This window comes from Nocardioides coralli (genome assembly GCF_019880385.1).
Taxonomy (GTDB): domain Bacteria; phylum Actinomycetota; class Actinomycetes; order Propionibacteriales; family Nocardioidaceae; genus Nocardioides; species Nocardioides coralli.
Map to the genome: position 1 here is coordinate 3233267 of NZ_CP082273.1, position 19054 is coordinate 3252320.

15 protein-coding genes are annotated in these 19054 nt (G+C 72.5%); 8 read left to right on the plus strand and 7 right to left on the minus strand.

The window, feature by feature from the left end; genetic code table 11:
• Window positions 1–89 precede the first annotated feature (89 nt).
• Both hutU and hutH read right to left on the minus strand, forming a co-directional pair.
• Complete coding sequence (hutU, locus tag K6T13_RS15950) at window positions 90–1790, minus strand: urocanate hydratase (RefSeq protein WP_222895510.1); 1701 nt, start codon at window positions 1788–1790, stop codon at window positions 90–92.
• Window positions 1787–3337: a histidine ammonia-lyase gene (gene hutH, locus K6T13_RS15955; protein ID WP_222895511.1), complete on the minus strand. Its 1551-nt coding sequence runs from the start codon at window positions 3335–3337 to the stop codon at window positions 1787–1789. Before hutH ends, hutU begins: the two co-directional genes overlap by 4 nt.
• A gap of 93 nt (window positions 3338–3430) precedes the next feature.
• Between hutH and K6T13_RS15960 the strand changes: the two genes are divergently transcribed.
• A complete protein-coding gene (locus tag K6T13_RS15960; protein ID WP_222895512.1) occupies window positions 3431–4192 on the plus strand; it encodes an IclR family transcriptional regulator in 762 nt (253 codons plus the stop codon).
• Here K6T13_RS15960 and K6T13_RS15965 read toward each other — a convergent pair.
• On the minus strand, window positions 4182–5111 hold the full coding sequence (locus K6T13_RS15965) for a S1C family serine protease (RefSeq protein WP_249423827.1): 930 nt from the start codon (window positions 5109–5111) through the stop codon (window positions 4182–4184). The two genes, K6T13_RS15960 and K6T13_RS15965, sit on opposite strands and share 11 nt — an antisense overlap.
• 64 nt (window positions 5112–5175) lie before the next feature.
• Between K6T13_RS15965 and K6T13_RS15970 the strand changes: the two genes are divergently transcribed.
• Both K6T13_RS15970 and K6T13_RS15975 read left to right on the plus strand, forming a co-directional pair.
• A complete protein-coding gene (locus K6T13_RS15970; protein WP_222895513.1) occupies window positions 5176–7725 on the plus strand; it encodes an amidohydrolase family protein in 2550 nt (849 codons plus the stop codon).
• Window positions 7726–7879: 154 nt separating this feature from the next.
• Window positions 7880–11140 carry a heterodisulfide reductase-related iron-sulfur binding cluster gene (locus K6T13_RS15975; protein ID WP_222895514.1) on the plus strand — a complete coding sequence of 1087 codons (3261 nt, stop codon included), beginning with the start codon at window positions 7880–7882 and terminating at the stop codon, window positions 11138–11140.
• 30 nt (window positions 11141–11170) lie between these two features.
• Here the strand turns inward: K6T13_RS15975 and K6T13_RS15980 are convergent, their stop codons facing one another.
• Entirely contained in the window at window positions 11171–11827 is a 657-nt protein-coding gene (locus K6T13_RS15980; RefSeq protein ID WP_222895515.1) for a response regulator, read from the minus strand.
• A 40-nt stretch (window positions 11828–11867) separates the two neighbouring features.
• A complete protein-coding gene (locus tag K6T13_RS15985) occupies window positions 11868–13301 on the minus strand; it encodes a sensor histidine kinase (RefSeq protein WP_222895516.1) in 1434 nt (477 codons plus the stop codon).
• Between the two features lie 207 nt (window positions 13302–13508).
• Between K6T13_RS15985 and K6T13_RS15990 the strand changes: the two genes are divergently transcribed.
• Window positions 13509–14114: a hypothetical protein gene (locus K6T13_RS15990; RefSeq protein WP_222895517.1), complete on the plus strand. Its 606-nt coding sequence runs from the start codon at window positions 13509–13511 to the stop codon at window positions 14112–14114.
• Between the two features lie 30 nt (window positions 14115–14144).
• On the opposite strand, the gene K6T13_RS15995 is transcribed toward K6T13_RS15990, so the two are convergent.
• Both K6T13_RS15995 and K6T13_RS16000 read right to left on the minus strand, forming a co-directional pair.
• Window positions 14145–14417 carry a hypothetical protein gene (locus K6T13_RS15995; protein ID WP_222895518.1) on the minus strand — a complete coding sequence of 91 codons (273 nt, stop codon included), beginning with the start codon at window positions 14415–14417 and terminating at the stop codon, window positions 14145–14147.
• Between the two features lie 10 nt (window positions 14418–14427).
• A complete protein-coding gene (locus tag K6T13_RS16000) occupies window positions 14428–16152 on the minus strand; it encodes a sodium:solute symporter family protein (RefSeq protein WP_222898336.1) in 1725 nt (574 codons plus the stop codon).
• 167 nt (window positions 16153–16319) lie between these two features.
• Between K6T13_RS16000 and K6T13_RS16005 the strand changes: the two genes are divergently transcribed.
• From K6T13_RS16005 to K6T13_RS16020, 4 genes are all read left to right on the plus strand, one after another.
• A complete protein-coding gene (locus tag K6T13_RS16005) occupies window positions 16320–16850 on the plus strand; it encodes a toxin-antitoxin system HicB family antitoxin (protein ID WP_222895519.1) in 531 nt (176 codons plus the stop codon).
• A gap of 77 nt (window positions 16851–16927) precedes the next feature.
• Complete coding sequence (locus tag K6T13_RS16010; RefSeq protein ID WP_222895520.1) at window positions 16928–17752, plus strand: DUF4097 family beta strand repeat-containing protein; 825 nt, start codon at window positions 16928–16930, stop codon at window positions 17750–17752.
• 23 nt (window positions 17753–17775) lie between these two features.
• Window positions 17776–17925, plus strand: coding sequence for a hypothetical protein (locus tag K6T13_RS16015; protein ID WP_222895521.1), 150 nt, complete (start codon window positions 17776–17778; stop codon window positions 17923–17925).
• 93 nt (window positions 17926–18018) lie between these two features.
• On the plus strand, window positions 18019–19050 hold the full coding sequence (locus K6T13_RS16020) for an iron-siderophore ABC transporter substrate-binding protein (RefSeq protein WP_222895522.1): 1032 nt from the start codon (window positions 18019–18021) through the stop codon (window positions 19048–19050).
• Window positions 19051–19054: the final 4 nt, after the last annotated feature.

A 19054-nucleotide genomic window follows, 5' to 3' on the forward strand; every position in this document is an offset into this window, starting at 1 on the left:
ATGCAGGACCTGCCGGAGTGACGGCTCACCCGCGATCGAAGCTGCGCAAGTGACGGGTCGGCCCGGTTCGAGCCTGCAGAAGTGACGGGTCAGCTGGTGGGGGATTGCATGGGGACGTGGACGCCGCGCTCGGCGGCGACCTCGGCCGCGCGGTCGTAGCCCGCGTCGACGTGGCGGATGACGCCCATGCCCGGGTCGTTGGTGAGGACCCGCTCGATCTTCTGCGCCGCCAGCTCGGTGCCGTCGGCCACGCAGACCTGGCCGGCGTGCAGCGACCGGCCCATGCCGACGCCGCCGCCGTGGTGGAAGGACACCCAGGTGGCACCCGAGGCCGTGTTGACGAGCGCGTTGAGGATCGCCCAGTCGGCGATGGCGTCGGAGCCGTCGAGCATGCCCTCGGTCTCGCGGTACGGCGAGGCGACCGAGCCGCAGTCGAGGTGGTCGCGGCCGATCACGATCGGCGCCTTCAGCTCGCCGGAGGCCACCATCTCGTTGAACTTCAGGCCGGCCCGGTGGCGCTCCCCGTAGCCCAGCCAGCAGATGCGCGCCGGCAGCCCCTGGAACTCGACCCGCTCGCCGGCCATGGTGATCCACTTGCGCAGCTTCTCGTCGTCGGGGAAGAGCTCGAGGATCGCCCGGTCGGTGGCAGCGATGTCGGCCGGGTCGCCGGACAGTGCCGCCCAGCGGAAGGGGCCCTTGCCCTCGCAGAACAGCGGCCGGATGTAGGCCGGCACGAAGCCCGGGAACGCGAAGGCCCGGTCGTAGCCGCCCTTGCGGGCCTCATCGCGGATCGAGTTGCCGTAGTCGAAGACCTCGGCCCCGGAGTCCTGGAACTCCACCATCGCCCGCACGTGCACCGCCATCGACTCCTGCGCGCGCTTGGTGAAGCCGCGCGGGTCCTCCTCGCGCTCACGGTCCCAGTCGGCGAAGGCGGTACCCACCGGCAGGTAGGCCAGCGGGTCGTGGGCGGAGGTCTGGTCGGTGACGATGTCGATCAGCGGGCCGTGACCCGCCTCGAGCCGGTCGAGGTGACGCTCCAGCAGGGCCGGCACCAGCTCGGCGGCGTTCCCCAGGACGGCGATCGACAGCGGCCGCCGCTCCTCGCGGGCCGCGAGCGCGCGGGCCACGGCGTCGTCGAGGTCGTCGGCCTGCTCGTCGAGGTAGCGCGTCTCCAGGCGGCGGTCGATCCGGTGCTGGTCGCACTCGATGCAGATCGCGACGCCGTCGTTCATGGTCACGGCGAGCGGCTGCGCCCCGCCCATGCCACCGAGGCCCGCGGTCAGGGTGATGGTGCCGGCCAGGGTGCCGTCGTACCGCTTGTCGGCGACCGCGGCGAACGTCTCGAACGTCCCCTGGAGGATGCCCTGGGTGCCGATGTAGATCCACGAGCCGGCGGTCATCTGGCCGTACATCGTGAGCCCGAGGTGCTCGAGCCGGCGGAACTCCTCCCAGGTGGCCCAGTCGCCGACCAGGTTGGAGTTGGCGATCAGCACCCGCGGCGCCCAGGCGTGGGTCCGCAGGACGCCGACGGGCTTGCCCGACTGCACGAGCAGCGTCTCGTCGTCCTCGAGGGTGCGCAGGGTCTCGACCAGCGCGTCGTAGGCCTCCCAGCTGCGGGCCGCCCGGCCGGTGCCGCCGTAGACCACGAGGTCCGCGGGGTTCTCGGCGTTGGCGGGGTCGAGGTTGTTCATGAGCATCCGCAGCGGCGCCTCGGTCTGCCACGACCGGGCCGACAGCTCGGTGCCGGTGGCGGCCTGGATCGGCAGGCGGGGGTTGGTCGGGTCGGTCACGGCAGCTCTCCGATCACGTCGCGGACCGCCGCGAGGACGGCACCGGACTGGACGAGGTGGACACAGGTCTCGATCTCGGGCGACAGGTGGCGGTCGGGGCCGGGGCCGGCGACGCCGGACTGGCGGAGCAGCCGCACCACGGCGCCGGTGGCGGGCGAGGGCTCCAGCGGGGCGCGCAGGTCGAGGGCACGCGCGGCGGTCAGCACCTCGACCGCGACGACGCGGGAGAGCCCGTCGACCGAGCGCCGGAGCTTGCGTGCCGCCGACCAGCCCATCGACACGTGATCCTCCTGCATCGCGCTGGACGGGATGGAGTCGACGCTGGCGGGCACGGCGAGGCGCTTGAGCTCGGAGACGATCGCGGCCTGGGTGTACTGCGCGATCATGTGGCCGCTGTCGACGCCGGGGTCGTCGGCGAGGAAGGGCGGCAGACCGTGGTTGCGCGCCTTGTCGAGGAACCGGTCCGTACGCCGCTCGCTGATCGAGGCCACGTCGGCGGCGACGATCGCGAGGAAGTCGAGCACGTAGGCCACGGGCGCGCCGTGGAAGTTGCCGTTGGACTCGACCCGGTGCTCCTCGGGCAGCACCACCGGGTTGTCGACGGCCGCCGCCAGCTCACGACCGGCCACCGTCGCGGCGTGCTCGACGGTGTCGCGGGCAGCGCCATGTACCTGGGGCGAGCAGCGCAGCGAGTAGGCGTCCTGCACCCGGTTGCAGTCGGGGCCGCGGTGGGAGGCGACCACCCCGGAGTCGGCCAGCAGCGCGGTGAGGTTGGCTGCGGACACGGCCTGTCCCGGGTGCGGCCGGATGGCCTGCAGCTCGGGGGCGAAGACCCGGTCGGTCCCGAGCTGGGCCTCGACCGACATCGCGGCGGCGACGTCGGCGGTGCGCAGCAGGGTACGCAGGTCCTCGATCGCCAGCACCAGCATGCCGAGCATCCCGTCGGTGCCGTTGATGAGGGCAAGACCTTCCTTGGCCCCGAGCTCGAGCGGCGCGAGCCCGGCCGCCGCGAGCGCGTCCGCCGCCGGCAGCAGCCGGCCGTCGGCGTCGCGCGCCTCGCCCTCGCCCATCAGCGCCAGCGCGCAGTGGGACAGCGGCGCCAGGTCGCCGGAGCACCCGAGCGACCCGTACTCGTGCACGACCGGGGTGATGCCGTGCGTCAGGAGGTCGGCGATCAGGCGCGCCGTCTCGAGCCGGATCCCGGTGTGCCCGGTGGCCAGCGTCGAGAGCCGCAGCAGCATCAGGGCGCGGACCACCTCGCGCTCCACCTCGGGCCCCGAGCCCGCGGCGTGCGAACGAACCAGCGACCGCTGGAGCTGGGCCCGGAGGTCGGTGGGGATGTGGCGGGTCGCGAGCGCCCCGAACCCGGTCGAGATGCCGTACGCCGGGGTGGCGGCCCCGGCCAGCTCCTCGACCACCGCGCGGGCACGCTGGATCGCGCTCTCGGCGTCGGCCGACAGCGTCACGGCCGCGCCGCGGCGGGCCACGGCCACCACGTCGGCGAAGGACACCGGGCCGACGTCGACGGTCACGTGGGAGTCGGTCATGGCCCTCATCCAACTCGCGTCGCGGCATGCCGACCAGTGCTGGCCCGGGTGCTGTCGTCTCGGATCCGAGACAACCGGACTAGGGTCGGGCGCGTGCCACACCAGGTCCCCGCCGCGACCCGCACCTTGCGGGTGCTCCGGTTCCTCGCCGCCCAGCCGGACCCCGCGCCGCTCGACCGCATCATGCGCGCCTGCGAGCTGCCGCGCAGCACGGCCTACCACCTGCTCAACGCGATGATCGAGGAGGGATTCGTGGTGCACCTGCCCGAGGACGCGCGCTACGGCCTGGGGCCCGCGGCGCACGAGGTGGGCGGCGGCTACGCGCGGCAGGCGCCGCTCTCCCGGATCGCACGCCGACCGCTCGCGGACCTCTCCGACTCCACCGGCCACAACGCCCACCTCGCGGTGCTGCACGGACGCGACGTGCTCTACGTCATCGAGGAGCGGGCCCCGGGCCGCCCCAGCCTCGTGACCGACGTCGGGGTGCGGCTGCCGGCGCACCTCACCGCCAGCGGCCGCGCGATCCTGGCGGCCCTGCCGGCCGCCCAGGTGCGCGCGCTCTTCCCGGGACGCGACGCCTTCGCCTCCCGCCACGGCACCGGGCCGACCTCCCCGAGCGCGCTGCGGGCGCTGCTCGTGGAGACACGGCAGCGTGGCTACGCCGTGGAGGACGGCGAGGTGACCCCCGGCTTCGCGAGCGTGGCGCACGTCGTGCTCGACCACACCGGCCACCCGGTCGCCGCGGTCGCGGTCACCGTCGCGGCCGAGGGGGCGGCGCCCACCACCCTGCTTCCCGACGTACGCCGCACCGCCCGGGCGCTCACCACCCGGCTCGGCGGCCGCGTCAGTCCGTGAGCTCCGCCGGCTCCACGACGACGTCGACCAGGGCGCCGTTGCGGACGACGGTGATCTCGGTGCGCCGGCCGATGGCCTCGGCGAACATCTGCTTCTGCAGCGACTGCGCGTCGCGCAGCGGGACGCCGTCGACGGCCAGGATCACGTCGCCGCGGCGCAGCCCGCTGAGGTCGGCGGGGCTCGCCTCGATGACCTCGGCCACGCGCAGCGCGGTCCGCTGCCCGGTCCGCTCGGCGAGGACCGGCGTCAGCGACGTGGGTGCGGTCACCAGGCCCAGATAGGCGCGACGCACGCGGCCGTCGTGCATCAGGGCGTGGATGATCCGCCGGGTCGTCGCGTTGACCGGGATGGCCAGGCCGACCCCGACGCCGGCGACCGCGGTGTTGATGCCGACCACCTGGCCACGGGAGTCCGCGAGCGCGCCCCCGGAGTTACCCGGGTTGAGCGCGGCGTCGGTCTGGATCACGTCCTCGATCAGCCGGCTGGTCGACCGACCACGCGCGGGCAGGCTGCGGCCGAGGGCGCTGACCACCCCGGCCGTGACGGTGCCCGCCAGCCCGAGCGGGTTGCCGACAGCGACGACCAGGGAGCCCACGAGGAGGGCGTCCGCGTCGCCGTACTCCGCCGGGTCGGGCACGTCCCGGTCGGCCCGCACGATGGCCAGGTCGGACAACGGGTCGCGACCCACGACCGAGATCCGGGCGTTGGTGCCGTCCGCGAACTCCGCCTCGCCGCCCTCCGCCGACCCGACGACGTGGGCGTTGGTGACGAGGTGGCCCTCGCCGGTCAGCACGACCCCCGAGCCGGCGGCAGTGCCGCGCGGGCCCCGCATCCGCAGCGCCGCGACCCGGGGAGTGAGCGTGGCGGCCACCCTCGTCACGACCGACGAGTAGGCGTCCATGGCGTCCGCGGGCTCCACGCCGGGAGAACGGACGTCCCCACCCGCGGATTCCGCTGTTCGCGCACGGCGGAAGCAGGCCGACGTGCGCGGAGTGACCTGCGGCTCGGCCGCTCGTTGGACCGGCATCGCCTACCGGGAGGTAACCGTGTCCGAACGCCGGAGGACCGTCCGTCGGCTCGCCGTCAGCGCCACCGCCGCCGCCGTCCTCGTGACCGGGGCGGTCACCACCGCCACCGCGGGTGACCGGGTCGGCGACCTGCTCCGCGGCTACGACCGTGGGACACAGGACGCCGCGCAGGCAGAGGAGGACCCGGCGGTCCACGCCGCCGCGGAGGACGGCCATGGCCACGACCACGCCGACCCCGCCACCAAGAACGCGCTCTCACGGTCCGGCGAGACGGAGGGGACGGCTGACCCGACCAGCCCCACCGAGAAGGTCGCCAACGCCACCGCGGTTGCCGCGCGCCGGCAGACGACCCGGGAGCCCGAGCTCACCACCACGCCGGTGCGCCAGCCGCGTGCCCGCCACCCCCGCACCCGCTACGAGATGGCTGGCGGCTGCTACCGCCTCGTGCCGGGCGGCGAACCGCTCCACTTCCAGGCCACCGACCTCGGCTCCTACCTGCTCTACGACGCCGAGCGCCGGTTCGTGAGCGTCTCCGGCGACAAGGTGGCCGAGCCCGGTGACGACACCGTGTGGCGGGCGACGCGGCGTCGCGGCCGCACGGCGTTCACCAACGGTGACAGCCGGCTGCGGGTGGGCAACCGCTCCGCGTTCCGGCTGACCCTCACCGACGGCTGCACGGCCTATCCCGAGCCGGAGGTCAACGTGACGGGCGACCCCTTCGCCGGCACCTCGCCCTTCCAGGAGGTGCGCGGCTACGTCGACGCCCACACCCACGGCATGGCCTTCGAGTTCCTCGGCGGCGGTGCCCACTGCGGCCGGCCGTGGCACCGGTTCGGCGCGCCGTACGCCCTCGTCGACTGCGAGGACCACCAGACCGGGCACAACCCGCTGGAGGCGCTCCTGTCCGGGGAGCCCTACCACGACCCCGTGGGCTGGCCGACGTTCCGTGACTGGCCGGCCCCCAACTCCCTGACCCACGAGGGCACTTACCACACGTGGATGGAGCGGGCCTGGCGCGGCGGGCAGCGGCTCTTCGTCAACCTGCTCGTCGAGAACAACCAGCTGTGCCAGCTCTACCCCTACGGACCCGACGGCACGCCCCGGAAGAACTCCTGCGACGACATGGACTCGATCCGGCTGCAGGCGCAGCGGATGTACGAGTTCCAGGACTACATCGACGCGCAGTGGGGCGGCCCCGGGCGCGGCTGGTACCGCATCGTGCGCAACCCGTGGCAGGCCCGCCGCGTCATCAACGCCGGCAAGATGGCGATCGTCATGGGCATCGAGACCAGCGTGCCCTTCGGTTGCACGTTCAAGGCCGGGCCCGGTGGCGACGTCCCGGCCGCCGAGTGCACCGCCGAGTCCATCGACCGGCAGCTCGCCGAGGTGCGCAAGCTCGGCGTGCGGCAGATGGAGCTGGTCAACAAGTTCGACAACGCGCTGTCCGGCGTCGCGGGCGACAACGGCGAGGTCGGCACGGCGGTCAACAGCGCCAACTTCCTCGAGACCCGCACCTACTGGGACATGGAGCACTGCGAGCCCGCGCAGCCGGGCAAGCACGACAAGAACCAGATGGCCGCCCCCGAGATCTCGGCCGAGCAGCAGGACGCCCTCTTCGGCGCCATCAGCAAGCTGTACGGCACGCTCGGCACCACGCTGCCGGTCTACCCGCGCCCCGACCACTGCAACCAGCGCGGCCTGAGCAGCCTCGGCGCCCACCTGGTCGAGCGGCTGGCGCAGCACCACATGCTCGTCGACCCCGACCACATGAGCGTCAAGGCGCGCGACTCGCTGCTCGACCTGGTCGAGGAGCGTGCCTACCCCGGCGTGATCAGCAGCCACTCGTGGTCGACGCCTGACGCCTACCCGCGGATCTACGACCTGGGCGGCTTCATCGCGCCGTACGCCGGCGACTCGACCGGGTTCGTGGAGAAGTGGCGTCGCCACGTCGAGTGGGCCAACCCGCGCTTCTACTTCGGGCTCGGGTTCGGTGCCGACATGAACGGTCTGGGCGCGCAGGGCGACCGGCGCGGCACCGACGTGCCCAACCCGGTGACCTACCCGTTCCAGGGGCTCGGCGGGGTGACCGTCGACCGGCAGCGTGCCGGCGAACGAGTGTGGGACATCAACGCCGACGGGGTGGCGCAGTACGGCCTCTACCCGGACTGGATCGAGGACCTCCGGCAGGTCGCCGACGCCGAGCAGGGAGACGGCGAGGCGATCCTGACCGACATGGCGCGCGGTGCCGAGGCCTACCTGCAGACGTGGGAGCGGGCGCAGGGCATCGACCCCGACTCCTGCCGCAACCCCGAGCTGCGGATGACCCCCGAGCAGCTCCGCGCAGCCGCGGAGCCGGGACTCACCACGCCGCGGCTGCTGCGGCGGCTCGGTCAGCCCTTCGAGCGGCGCGGCCTGAGCTACACCTGGTGCACCCGCGGGGGCGCCGACCGGATGGTCGTCGACCTCACCCCGGCCGGTCGCGTCGCCGGCGTACGCCGCGGCTGAGGCGGCGGCGCACCCCCCGCGCCGCCACCGGTTACCGAGGAGTAGCCTTTCTCACACGTCCGCCCGACTGACCGCGGCGTCCCCTTCGCCGTAGTCTCGGCGCGACGAGTCGTGCACCAACCCGGCGCTCCCCCGCCGGACCGAGGAGACCGAAGTGGACTGGGTCCTGATCGTTGGCCTGCTGATCAACGCGATCGCACTCCCGATCGCCGCACGACGGGTGGTGTGGCTGGTCCGGCTGATCACCAGCGGGCAGCCGGCGCCGGACCGGATCGAGGGTGTCACCGGCCGGCTCGGGCTGGCGGTCCGCAACCAGGTGACCGAGGTTTTCGCCCAGCGCAAGCTGCTGAAGTGGACGGTGCCCGGCGCCGCCCACTTCTTCGTGTTCTGGGCCTTCGTGATCCTCGGCTCGGTCTACGTCGAGGCGTACGGCGTGCTGCTGGTCGCCGACGACTTCGCGATCCCGGTCATCGGCCGGTGGGAGCTGCTCGGATTCGCCCAGGACCTGATCGCCCTGCTCGCCCTGGTCAGCCTCGGCGTCTTCGCGAAGATCCGGTTGCAGAACGACCCGGCCAAGCTCGGCCGCCGCTCCCGCTTCAAGGGCTCGCACCTCGGTGGGGCGTGGCTCGTGCTGTTCATGATCGTCAACGTCATCTGGACGATGTTCCTGTTCCGCGGCGCCGCCTCCGCGCTGGGCCACCTGCCCTACGACATCGGGGCGTTCGCCTCGGTGCTGCTGGGCAACGCGCTCGACGGTCTCAGCGAGGGCACCCTGCGGGTGCTCGAGGGCATCGGGCTGCTGCTCCACATCGGCGTCATGCTGGTCTTCCTGGTGATCGTGCTCAACTCCAAGCACCTCCACATCTTCGTGGCGCCGCTCAACGTGCTGTTCAAGCGCGACCCGGTCGCCCTGGGCGCCGCCAAGCCGCTCACCTCCGGCGGTCGGCCCGTCACGCTCGACGACATCGAGGAGATGGACGAGGACACCACCCTCGGCATCGGCTCGATCGAGGACTTCTCCTGGAAGGGGATGCTCGACTTCGCGACCTGCACCGAGTGCGGCCGCTGCCAGGACCAGTGCCCGGCGTGGAACACCGAGAAGCCGCTCAGCCCCAAGATGCTGATCATGAACCTGCGGGACCACGCGTTCCACATCGGGTCCTACCTGCAGGCCGACCAGGCCAAGCGCGACAAGATGCTCGAGGCCGACCCCGAGCTGGCCGCGGAGGTGGAGCGGGCGCTGGTCGGCGCGACCGAGGGCGAGGCGTGGCACCCGACCGGCGGCGGGGTCATCGACCCCGACGTGCTGTGGTCCTGTGTCACCTGCGGTGCGTGCGTGCAGCAGTGCCCGGTCGACATCGAGCACGTCGACCACATCGTCGACATGCGCCGCTACCAGGTGCTGGTGGAGTCCAACTTCCCCGCCGAGCTCAACCAGCTCTTCAAGGGCATGGAGTCCAAGGGCAACCCCTGGAACCTCTCGCCGAACATGCGCATGGACTGGGCCCAGGGCCTCGACTTCGACGTGCCCGTCGTGGGCGAGGACCTCGAGTCGCTGGAGTCGGTCGACTGGCTGTTCTGGGTCGGCTGCGCCGGCGCCTACGAGGACCGCGCCAAGAAGACCACCCGCGCGGTGGCCGAGCTGCTCAACATCGCCGGCGTCTCGTTCGGCGTCCTCGGCAAGGGCGAGACCTGCACCGGCGACTCCGCCCGCCGGGCTGGCAACGAGTTCGTCTTCCAGGGCCTGGCCCAGCAGAACGTCGAGACCTTCAAGGAGTTCAAGGTCAAGCAGGTCGTCTCCACCTGCGCCCACTGCTTCAACACGCTGCGCAACGAGTACAAGGAGTTCGGCATCGAGCTGGAGGTGGTCCACCACACCCAGCTGCTCAACCGGCTGGTCCGCGAGGGGAAGCTCACGCCCGTCACCGACGGCGCCGGGACCGACAAGCGATCGATCACCTACCACGACCCGTGCTACGTCGGCCGCCACAACCAGGTCTACTCGCCCCCGCGCGAGCTGCTCCAGATCATGCCCGGTGCCGAGCTCGTCGAGATGGAGCGGAACTCCGAGCGCTCGTTCTGCTGCGGCGCCGGCGGTGCCCGGATGTGGATGGAGGAGACGATCGGTGAGCGGATCAACCTCAACCGCACCACCGAGGCCGTCGGCACCGGCGCCGACCAGATCGCCGTAGGCTGCCCGTTCTGCCGGGTGATGCTGTCCGACGGCCTGACCGCGCTGCAGGACTCCGGCGAGGCCCGCGAGGAGGTCGAGGTCCTCGACGTCGCCCAGATGCTGCTGGCCTCGGTCAAGGGCGAGCCGGCGACGAAGCCCAGGAAGGCCGCCGCCGGTGCGACCGCCAAGGCCGGCGCCGCGGCCGGTGGCGGAGCCGGGACCGCGACCCTCGAGCGCGACGAGGCCACCGCGGCCGAGCCCGCCGCCGGCGACGCCACCCAGACCGCCGACACCGTCACCGAGACCGCCGACGCGGGCCCCGCGGCCAAGGCCTCGGGTGGCGGTTCGCTGTTCGACCTCGGCGGCGAGGACGAGCCCGAGCCGGCCACGACGGCCGAGGACAAGTCCGTCCCCGACGAGGCGAAGGCTGCCGAACCGGCGAGCTCCGGCGGTTCGCTCTTCGACCTCGGTGGCGACGACGAGCCGGCAGCTCCCGAGGCGACGAAGGCCCAGTCCTCGGAGCAGGACCTCGGTGGGGGCTCGCTCTTCGACCTGGGCAGCGACGAGCCCGCCCCCGCGGCATCGGAGGCGGCAGCTGCGGAGCCGGCCGCAAAGCCTGGGCCACCGCCCGCGGACGAGCCGGCGCAGGACCTCGGCGCCGGCGGCTCGCTCTTCGACCTCGGCACCGACGAGCCCGGGGGCACCGGCAGCACTGACACCGCTGGCAGCACTGACACCGCGGAGCCCGCGACTCCCACGCCCACGGAGACGAACCAGTCCGAGAAGAACGCTGCGCCGGAGATCACCGAGGCTCCCGCCTCGCCGGGCTCCTCCATCCCCGAGGGCGGGTCGCTCTTCGACATCGACGCCCCCGCGGCACCGGAGTCGACCCAGGGAGCGGACGCGGACACGGAGACCGACGTCTCGACCGACGCCGATGCCCTGGCCGCGGAGGACCCCGAGCCGACCGTGTCGCCGTCCGCCGCGGACGACAGGCCGGACCCGGCCGCCCTCAGCCAGGCGGCGACGGCCGCTGCGAGTGACGACGAGCCCGCTGCGGAGCCGGTGGACACCGAGCCCGAGCCGGAGCAGCCGGCGTCGGGCGACGGCGACGACGGCGACGGCGACAGCGACGAGCCGGAGGACGACGAGCCGAAGCCTGCCGCTCGCGCCGACGGTCCGGGTCACCAGCCGAAGACCGACGTCGACATCAACGACTCGGGATCGCTCTTCGACCTCTGAGCTGCCGGCTCACCAGCTCGCTGACGTCGACTATCGGGCTCCGCCCATCGCCCGCAGATAGGTGACCACGGCGCTCACCCGGCGGTGAGTGGTGGGCTCGGACGTCAGCCCCAGCTTGGCGAAGAGCGCGTTGCTGGCCTTCTCGACCGACGATTCGGAGACTGCGAGCGCCTGGGCGATGGCCGCGTTGGACAGCCCCGCGGCCATGTGCTGCAGCACGTCGAGCTCCCGAGGAGTCAGCGTGTCGACGCCCGACTCCGCGCTGAGTCGACGTCGGCGTACGAGCGTGTCCACGAGCACCGGGTCGACGACCGACCCGCCTCGACTGGTCTCCTCGAGCGCGTGGACGAGCTGGACGGGATCACCGATCCGCTCCTTGAGGAGGTAGCCCAGCCCCTCCGCACCGTCCTCGAGCAGGTCGACGACGTAGGACGCGTCGGCGTGCTGGGAGAGCACGACCACGCCGGTGCCCGGGTGGTCGTTGCGGATCCGCTTCGCCGCCACGATCCCGTCCGTCGCACGCCCAGGCGGCATCCGGATGTCGGTGAGCACGGCGTCGGGTGCGGTCTCGACGACCGCCGCCAGTAGCGCTTCGGCGTCACCCACGGCCGCAACCACCTCGACCCGGCCGCCACGCTGCAGGAGCCGGCACACGCCTTCCCGGACGATCAGGTCGTCGTCAGCCACGACCGCACGCAGCCGATCCCCGCGAGCCTCACCCTCGACATCAGCCACGGGGCACCGCCGGAACGACGCCGCTCACCGTGGTGCCGTCCCGCCCGCTCGCCACCTCGATCGTGCCGCCTACGGCGGCCAGCCGGTCCCTCAGGCCAGTCAGGCCGGAACCGTTCGCAGCGTCGGGCGGGATCCCGGGACCGCGGTCGGCGACCGTGGCGACGAGGCCACGGGGAGACGCAGCGAGCTCCACCCGGACGGCGTCGTCGTCGGTGTGCTTCATCGCGTTGGTGAGGCACTCCAGGATGAACAGGTAGACCGCGGACTCGACACCCGGTCCGTAGCGCGCGGACTCGACCCTGGGGTCGATGGTCAAGGTCGGCTGGCCGGGCATCCGCGCCATCGCCGAGCGCACGGCCTCGGCGAGCCCGTGGTCCGTGAGTGCGGACGGATGGATCCCCTGACCCAGCTCGCGCAGCTCTCGGTGTGCGGAGCTGAGTCCGTCGCGGATCTCGACCAGCTGACGCGCAGCCTCTGGATCGACGGCGTCGAGGCGCTCGCGGACCAGCTCGACCTGCGCCAGCAGCCCGATCAGGTGCTGCTGGGCCCCGTCGTGGAGGTCCCGCTCGAGCCGTCGCCGTTCCTCGGCGGTGGCCTCGGCGAGACGGGCGCGGGACTCCTCGACTGCCATCCGCCGCTCGGCCTCCTCGTCGTGCCGGAGGAGTCCGACGAGCAAGGACGCCGGGAGGGCCGCTGCCGCCGTCACAAACAGCGCGGCCTGCCCGTCGGGCCCGAGGGCTTCCTCCAGGAGGCTGGTGGTGAGCAGCCCGACCGCGACCGCGGCAGCGGTCAGGAGGGGCCACCGCATCTGGCCGCGCTCGCCCGCGTCGGCGTCCCGGTAGCGGACCGCGAGGAGCAGCAGCCCGAGCACCGGGAGCAGGAAGGCCGCCCCTCCGAGGTCCGCGAAGGTAGAGGCCAGGGCCGGGACGTGGAGCGGGTTGGCCGGCCCGGTCTCGTCGACCATCGACGGCACCCGGACGGAGGCGAGCAGTGCCAGCGCGGCCAGCCCGAGGCCGGCGCCCGCCGCTCCGCGGACGACCGGGACGACGAGCGGGTGGCCGTACCGGCCGTCCGGGAACCGGGCCAGGGCGTCGAGGAGGGCGACGAACCCGAGCGCGAAGAGCAGGATCGCGACTCCGGCCAGGCCGAACGACGCCCAGCGGCTGTCCGTCGTCCCGGACGCGAGGAGCCCCAGCGAGATCGCCACGAGGTGCAGCGCCCCGGTCTGCAGGAGCCGCTCACCGACCACGTGCTGCGGCCGCAGCACCTGCGCCACTGCTCCGCAGCCGAAGAAGGCCCCCGGCAGCACCCCGGCGAAGAGGACGTCGGTCCCGGCCGTCGCGAACAACGCCGGGGACGCGAGGAGCAGCAACGCCCCGACGGCGCCCACGACCAGCTGGAGCGTCACGAACGCCCTCCCCCTCATCCGGTCATTGTGCGCCGTCCGACCCCGGTCCGGGAGGAGGCCAGCCGGAGGAACCCATGAGGCCAGCCGCCGACGGGTCGGTGGCGAGCACCGTGGCGGCCGTGGCGCGCGACGCACGACGCTGGAAGCAGCCGACAAGGAGGAACCACCGTGCCACTGTCCAGACACTCGCATCATCACGTCGCCGTCGGCGCCCTGGGGATCGCCGTGACCACCGCAGCCGAAGTGGTCACCGCTCCCTACGGCGAGCTCCGCACGCTCGTCGAGCTCAATCCTGCGGTTCACGTGCTCAAGCTCGTGGCGGTGGCGGTCTTCGTGGCGGGCATGCTGTCCATGGCCGCCAGGCACGGCCAGGCGCTCGGCCGGGTGGGATTCCTCGCCGCCGGAGCCGTGGCGGCAGGAACCGCAGCCGGGGCCGGGCCCTACAGCGCGGTCGAGGTCCTCATCGGCACCGACGGCGGCGCAGCTGCCGTCGAGTCCAGGCTCGAGGCGGCGTACTCCGGGTGGGCCGCCTGGGTCCCACCGCTCGCCATGGTCGGCCTGCCGCTGTTCCTGCTCGGGCTCGTGGCACTGGCCGGCGTCGTCCTCCGGCACCGGCTGCTGCCCTGGTGGCGACCAGCGCTGAGCCTGGCCGCGATCCCGGTCGCGGTCCTCGGCGCGATGCTGGGTGGCCTCGGGCTTCCCGTGCCCCACCCGCCCACGTGGTTGTTCCTCGGGATCGCCGTCGCCTACGCGGCTCCCCTGCGCGCCCGTCCCCCCGAGCGGCGACCGACCCGGACCGGGTCCGGCCACGTCACGTCCCTCACGGCGTGACCGGTGTCGACGATGCGCTGAGGGATCAGGTCAAAGGCCGGGACCCCGCAGCTCGTCGCTGTCGTCGGTCGCGGGCACGACGATGGGGCGCAGCCGCCACCAGGCGAGGAACGTCCCGCCGACGAGGAGCAGGGCCAGGCCCGCCCACAGGTTGGCGTTGACGCCACCGGTCTTGTCGGGTGCGGTGTCGGCGAAGAGCCCCATCAGCAGCAGGATCACGCCGTAGGTGCCCAGCAGCGCGCCGATGATCGCCCTGACGTCGAAGGCGCCGGCGGTCTTCCTGCGGGTCTGTGTGTCGGACATCGGTGCCTCCTCAGAAGACCGCGTTCAGGGCGACGACCATGGCCAGCGCGACCGCGGCCAGGGGGACGGTACGCCGGTACCAGGGGTGGGACGACTCGTGCGGGTCGGTGCGCATCTCCCGCGGGGTCTCGCTGTAGACCAGGCCGACCAGCTCCTCGGCCGGCTTGGGCCTGGTCACCATCGTGACCGCCACGCTGACGAGCACGTCCACGACGAAGGCGGTCGACGCCGCCAGGAACGCGGCGCCCTGTCCCCCGATCGGCAGCACGCCCGCACTCAGCGAGCCGAAGGCGTCCTCGCTGAGGAACGCCACGACGACGGCCGACAGCGTTCCGGCGACCAGGCCCGTCCAGCCGGCCGTGGCGGTCATCCGCCGCCAGAACATGCCGACGATGAAGGTCGCGAAGAGGGGGGCGTTGAAGAACCCGAACAGGGTCTGCAGGTACTGCATGATGTTGGAGAAGCTGGCCGCGAAGGTGGCGGTGCCGATGGCAGCCAGGGTCGCGCCCACGGTGGCGATCCGCCCGACCCGCAGGTAGTAGGAGTCCTCGCGGTCCTTGACCACGTAGTCCTGCCACAGGTCGTAGCTGAAGACGGTGTTGAAGGCCGAGATGTTGGCGGCCATGCCGGCCATGAACGCCGCGAGCAGCCCCGTGATCGCCAGGCCCAGCAGCCCGTTGGGCAGCAGGTCGCGCATCAGGTAGAGCAGCGAGTCGTTGTAGGTCACGGCCGCCCCGGTCGCCACTCCCTCCGGTGAGCCCCCGCCCTTGAGGTCGGCGATCTCGGTGACGAGCACCGCCGCGATCATGCCGGGCACGATCGTGATGAAGGGGATGAACATCTTGGGGAACGCGCCGATGATCGGCGTACGCCGGGCGCTGGAGATCGAGTCGGACGCCATCGCCCGCTGCACCTCGACGAAGTTGGTCGTCCAGTAGCCGAAGGACAACACGAAGCCGAGGCCGAACACGATGCCGAACACGGACAGCACCGGGGAGTCGAAGCCCGAGAGCGCCTGGCCCGGCCAGGAGTTGAGCTGCTGCTCGGCCGGCGGCCCGGCACCTCCGGCGGCGGCCTCGGCGATGCGCCCGGTGAGCCCGTCCCAGCCACCGACCCGGTGGAGGCCGAGCAGCGTCAGGGGCAGCAGCGCGGCGACGATGACGAAGAACTGCAGCACCTCGTTGTAGATCGCGGCCGAGAGGCCACCGAGGGTGATGTAGGACAGCACGACCGCCGCCGCGACCAGCAGCGCCACCGGGAGCGGCCACCCCAGCAGGGCACGCACGATCGTGCCGAGCAGGTAGAGGTTCACCCCCGCGATGAGCAGCTGGGCGAGGGCGAAGGAGATGCCGTTGACCAGGTGGGCCCCGGGCCCGAACCTCCGGAGCATGAACTCCGGGACCGACCGCACCTTCGAGCCGTAGTAGAAGGGCATCATCACGACGCCGAGGAAGAGCATGGCCGGGATGGCGCCGACCCAGAAGTAGTGCACGGTCGGCAGCCCCAGCTCCGCGCCCGTGGCCGACATCCCCATGATCTCGACCGCTCCGAGGTTGGCGGAGATGAAGGCCAGTCCGGTCACCCAGGCCGGCAACGAGCGCCCGGAGAGGAAGAAGTCGACGGAGTCGGAGACCTGGCGGCGGGCGAGGAACCCGATGCCCAGCACGAAGGCGAAGTAGATCGCGAGGATCGCGTAGTCGACGACGTCCGCGTCGATGAGCGTCTCCGCCATCACCGTGAGCAGCGGTGACTGGGGCGTCATGCGGTCTCCTCCCGAGCAGGTGATCGGGCCCACGGTAGGGCCCGGGGCGGCCGGCGTACTCACCCCTTCGAGCGAGGCGACGGCATGGTGACGCCATGTCTGCCTTGACGTGACGTCATACTGACGCCATAGTGGTGCGCATGGACATCACGCCGTACGTCGACGGCCTCCGGCGCGACCTGCTGGCCGCCGCCGAGGCCGGGGGCGAGGAGATCCGGCTGGCCGCGGAGCGGCTGCTCCTGGCCCTCGACCCGGCTGCCCGGCTCGCGCTCATGGAAGCCGTGTCACAGGCCGCCGCCGAGATCACGGCCGAGCTGCCCGCCGGTGGCGTCGACGTTCGCCTCACCGGACGCGACCTCGACTTCCTCGTCCACACCGGCGCCGCCACGGCCCCGCCCGCGCCACACCCGCCCCCGGCCCCGGAGGAGGCCGAGGAGGGCTCCCTGGCCCGGATCACGCTCCGCCTCCCGGAGGCGGTCAAGGCACGCGCGGAGGAGAAAGCGGCCCAGGCAGGCGACAGCCTCAACACCTGGCTCGTCCGGGTGGTGCGCGCGGCCACCCGCGAGCACGCCGTCGACGTCGACATCGATCTGACGAGCATCCCGTTCGGAGGGGGCTTCGACCCCTTCGGGAAGGGCAAGGGCAGCCGCCGCCTGACCGGCTGGCTCTGACACCACACCACGACCAGCACCCCGCCAAGGGACCGGCCGCCGGCCGGCCCCCTGGCCGAGCACACCCAGGAGCAGCCATGACCGAGCACCACTTCGACACTCCCGACCCCGTGGCGCTGTACGTCGACACCCGGTCTGGCGATGTCCGGGTCACCGCCACCGCCACCACGGAGAGCCGGGTCCAGATCACGGGCCGGGAGGCGGAGGAGGTGGAGGTCCGCCACGAGGGCCGCGAGCTCAGCATCGTCGTGCCACGCCGACGCAGCGGCTTCTTCCTCGGGGACGACCGGCTCTCGATCGCCGTGACCGTGCCCACGGGTTCCGACCTGGCCGTGCACAGCGGCAGCGCCCAGGTGTCGGCCACGGGTGAGGTCGGGATGTGCATGGTCCGCACCGGCTCCGGCGACGTGAGGCTCGACCTGGTCGCCGGCACCGGCAGCGTCGAGACCGGGTCCGGCGACGTCGCGATCGACGAGGCCAGGGCCGAGCTGCGGGTGAAGTGCGGCTCCGGCGACGTCTCCCTGGGCCGGGCGCACGGCGCGGTCGGCATCTCCACCGGGTCGGGCGACGTCGAGATCGGCAGCCACGCCGGGCCTGCGGTCGTCAAGACGGGCTCCGGCGACGTCCACGTCGTCGAGGCGAGCACGGACCTGTCCCTCACGACGGGCAGTGGCGACCTCAAGGTCGACACCGCGCGTCGCGGACGGTTCAGCGCCAAGGGTGCGTCCGGCTCGGTGCACGTCGGCATCCCCGCGGGGCTCCCCGTCTGGACCGACATCTCGACCGTGACCGGTCGGATCCACAACGCCGTGCAGGGCACCGGCCAGCCGGCCGACGGTGCCGACCACCTCGAGCTGCGCGCGACCACGGTCAGCGGCGACGTCTTCCTCGTCCAGCACTGAGCACGACCACCGGAGGTCCCACTATGAGCATCCAGATCATCGAGGCCGAGGAGCTCGCCCGCAGGGCGCGGCTCGAGCAGGCCCGGCACCGCCCTCCCCGCCAGCGGGGACCGCGCCCGCGTACCCGCGTGGCCGCCACCCTGCGTCGCGTCGCAGACCAGCTCGACCAGTGAGCCGTCTCCCCGACGACGGGTGGACACCCCACTGACGCATCGCTCGACGGTGTGGTTAGGGTTGCCTTACCTAATCTCACGAAGGAGCCCGTCATGCGCAGCACGCGCCTGCTGTCCGCCGCCACCGCGGCCGCCACCGCCCTGGTCCTGGCCGGGTGCGGGTCCGCCACCTCCTCCGAGGCTGGGGACGACGATGTCGCGGCCGGGTCGGCCGACGCCTTCCCGGTCACCATCGAGCACGTCTACGGCGAGACCACGATCGAGGCGAAGCCGGAGCGCGTCGCCACCGTCGCCTGGGCCAACCACGAGGTGCCGCTGGCCCTCGGCGTCGTCCCGGTCGGCATGAGCAAGGCCACCTGGGGCGACGACGACGGCGACGGCGTCCTCCCCTGGGTCGAGGAGCAGCTGGCCGAGCTCGACGCCGAGACCCCGGTGCTCTTCGACGAGACCGAGGGCATCGACTTCGAGGCCGTCGCCGACACCCAGCCCGACGTGATCCTGGCGTCGTACTCCGGCCTGACGCAGGAGGACTACGACACCCTCAGCAAGATCGCGCCCGTCGTGGCCTACCCCGACGTCGCGTGGGGTACGTCGGTGCAGGACATGATCCGCCTCAACAGCGAGGCCATGGGCATGGCCGCCGAGGGCGACCAGCTGATCGAGGACCTCGACGCCACCATCACCGAGGCCTACGAGGCCCACCCGGAGCTCGCCGGCAAGAGCGCGGTCTTCACCTACATCGACCCCAACGACCTGAGCCAGGTCGGGTTCTACACCACCCACGACACCCGGCCCGGCTTCCTCGAGTCCGTGGGCATGGAGGTGCCGGAGGCGGTCGCCGATGCGTCCGCCGGGACCGAGGAGTTCTACACGAGCATCAGCGCGGAGAAGGGCGACCAGCTCGACGACGCCGACATCCTCGTCACCTACGGCGACGCCGAGGGCCAGCTGGTGGAGACCCTGGAGTCCGACCCGCTCCTCTCCAAGATCGACGCCATCGGGAACGGCAACGTGGCGACGCTGGTCGACTCGACGCCGCTGGCGGCGTCCGCGAACCCGTCGCCGCTGTCCATCCCGTGGGGCATCGACGACTACTTCGCGCTGCTGGCCGAGGCCGCGGCCTGACCAC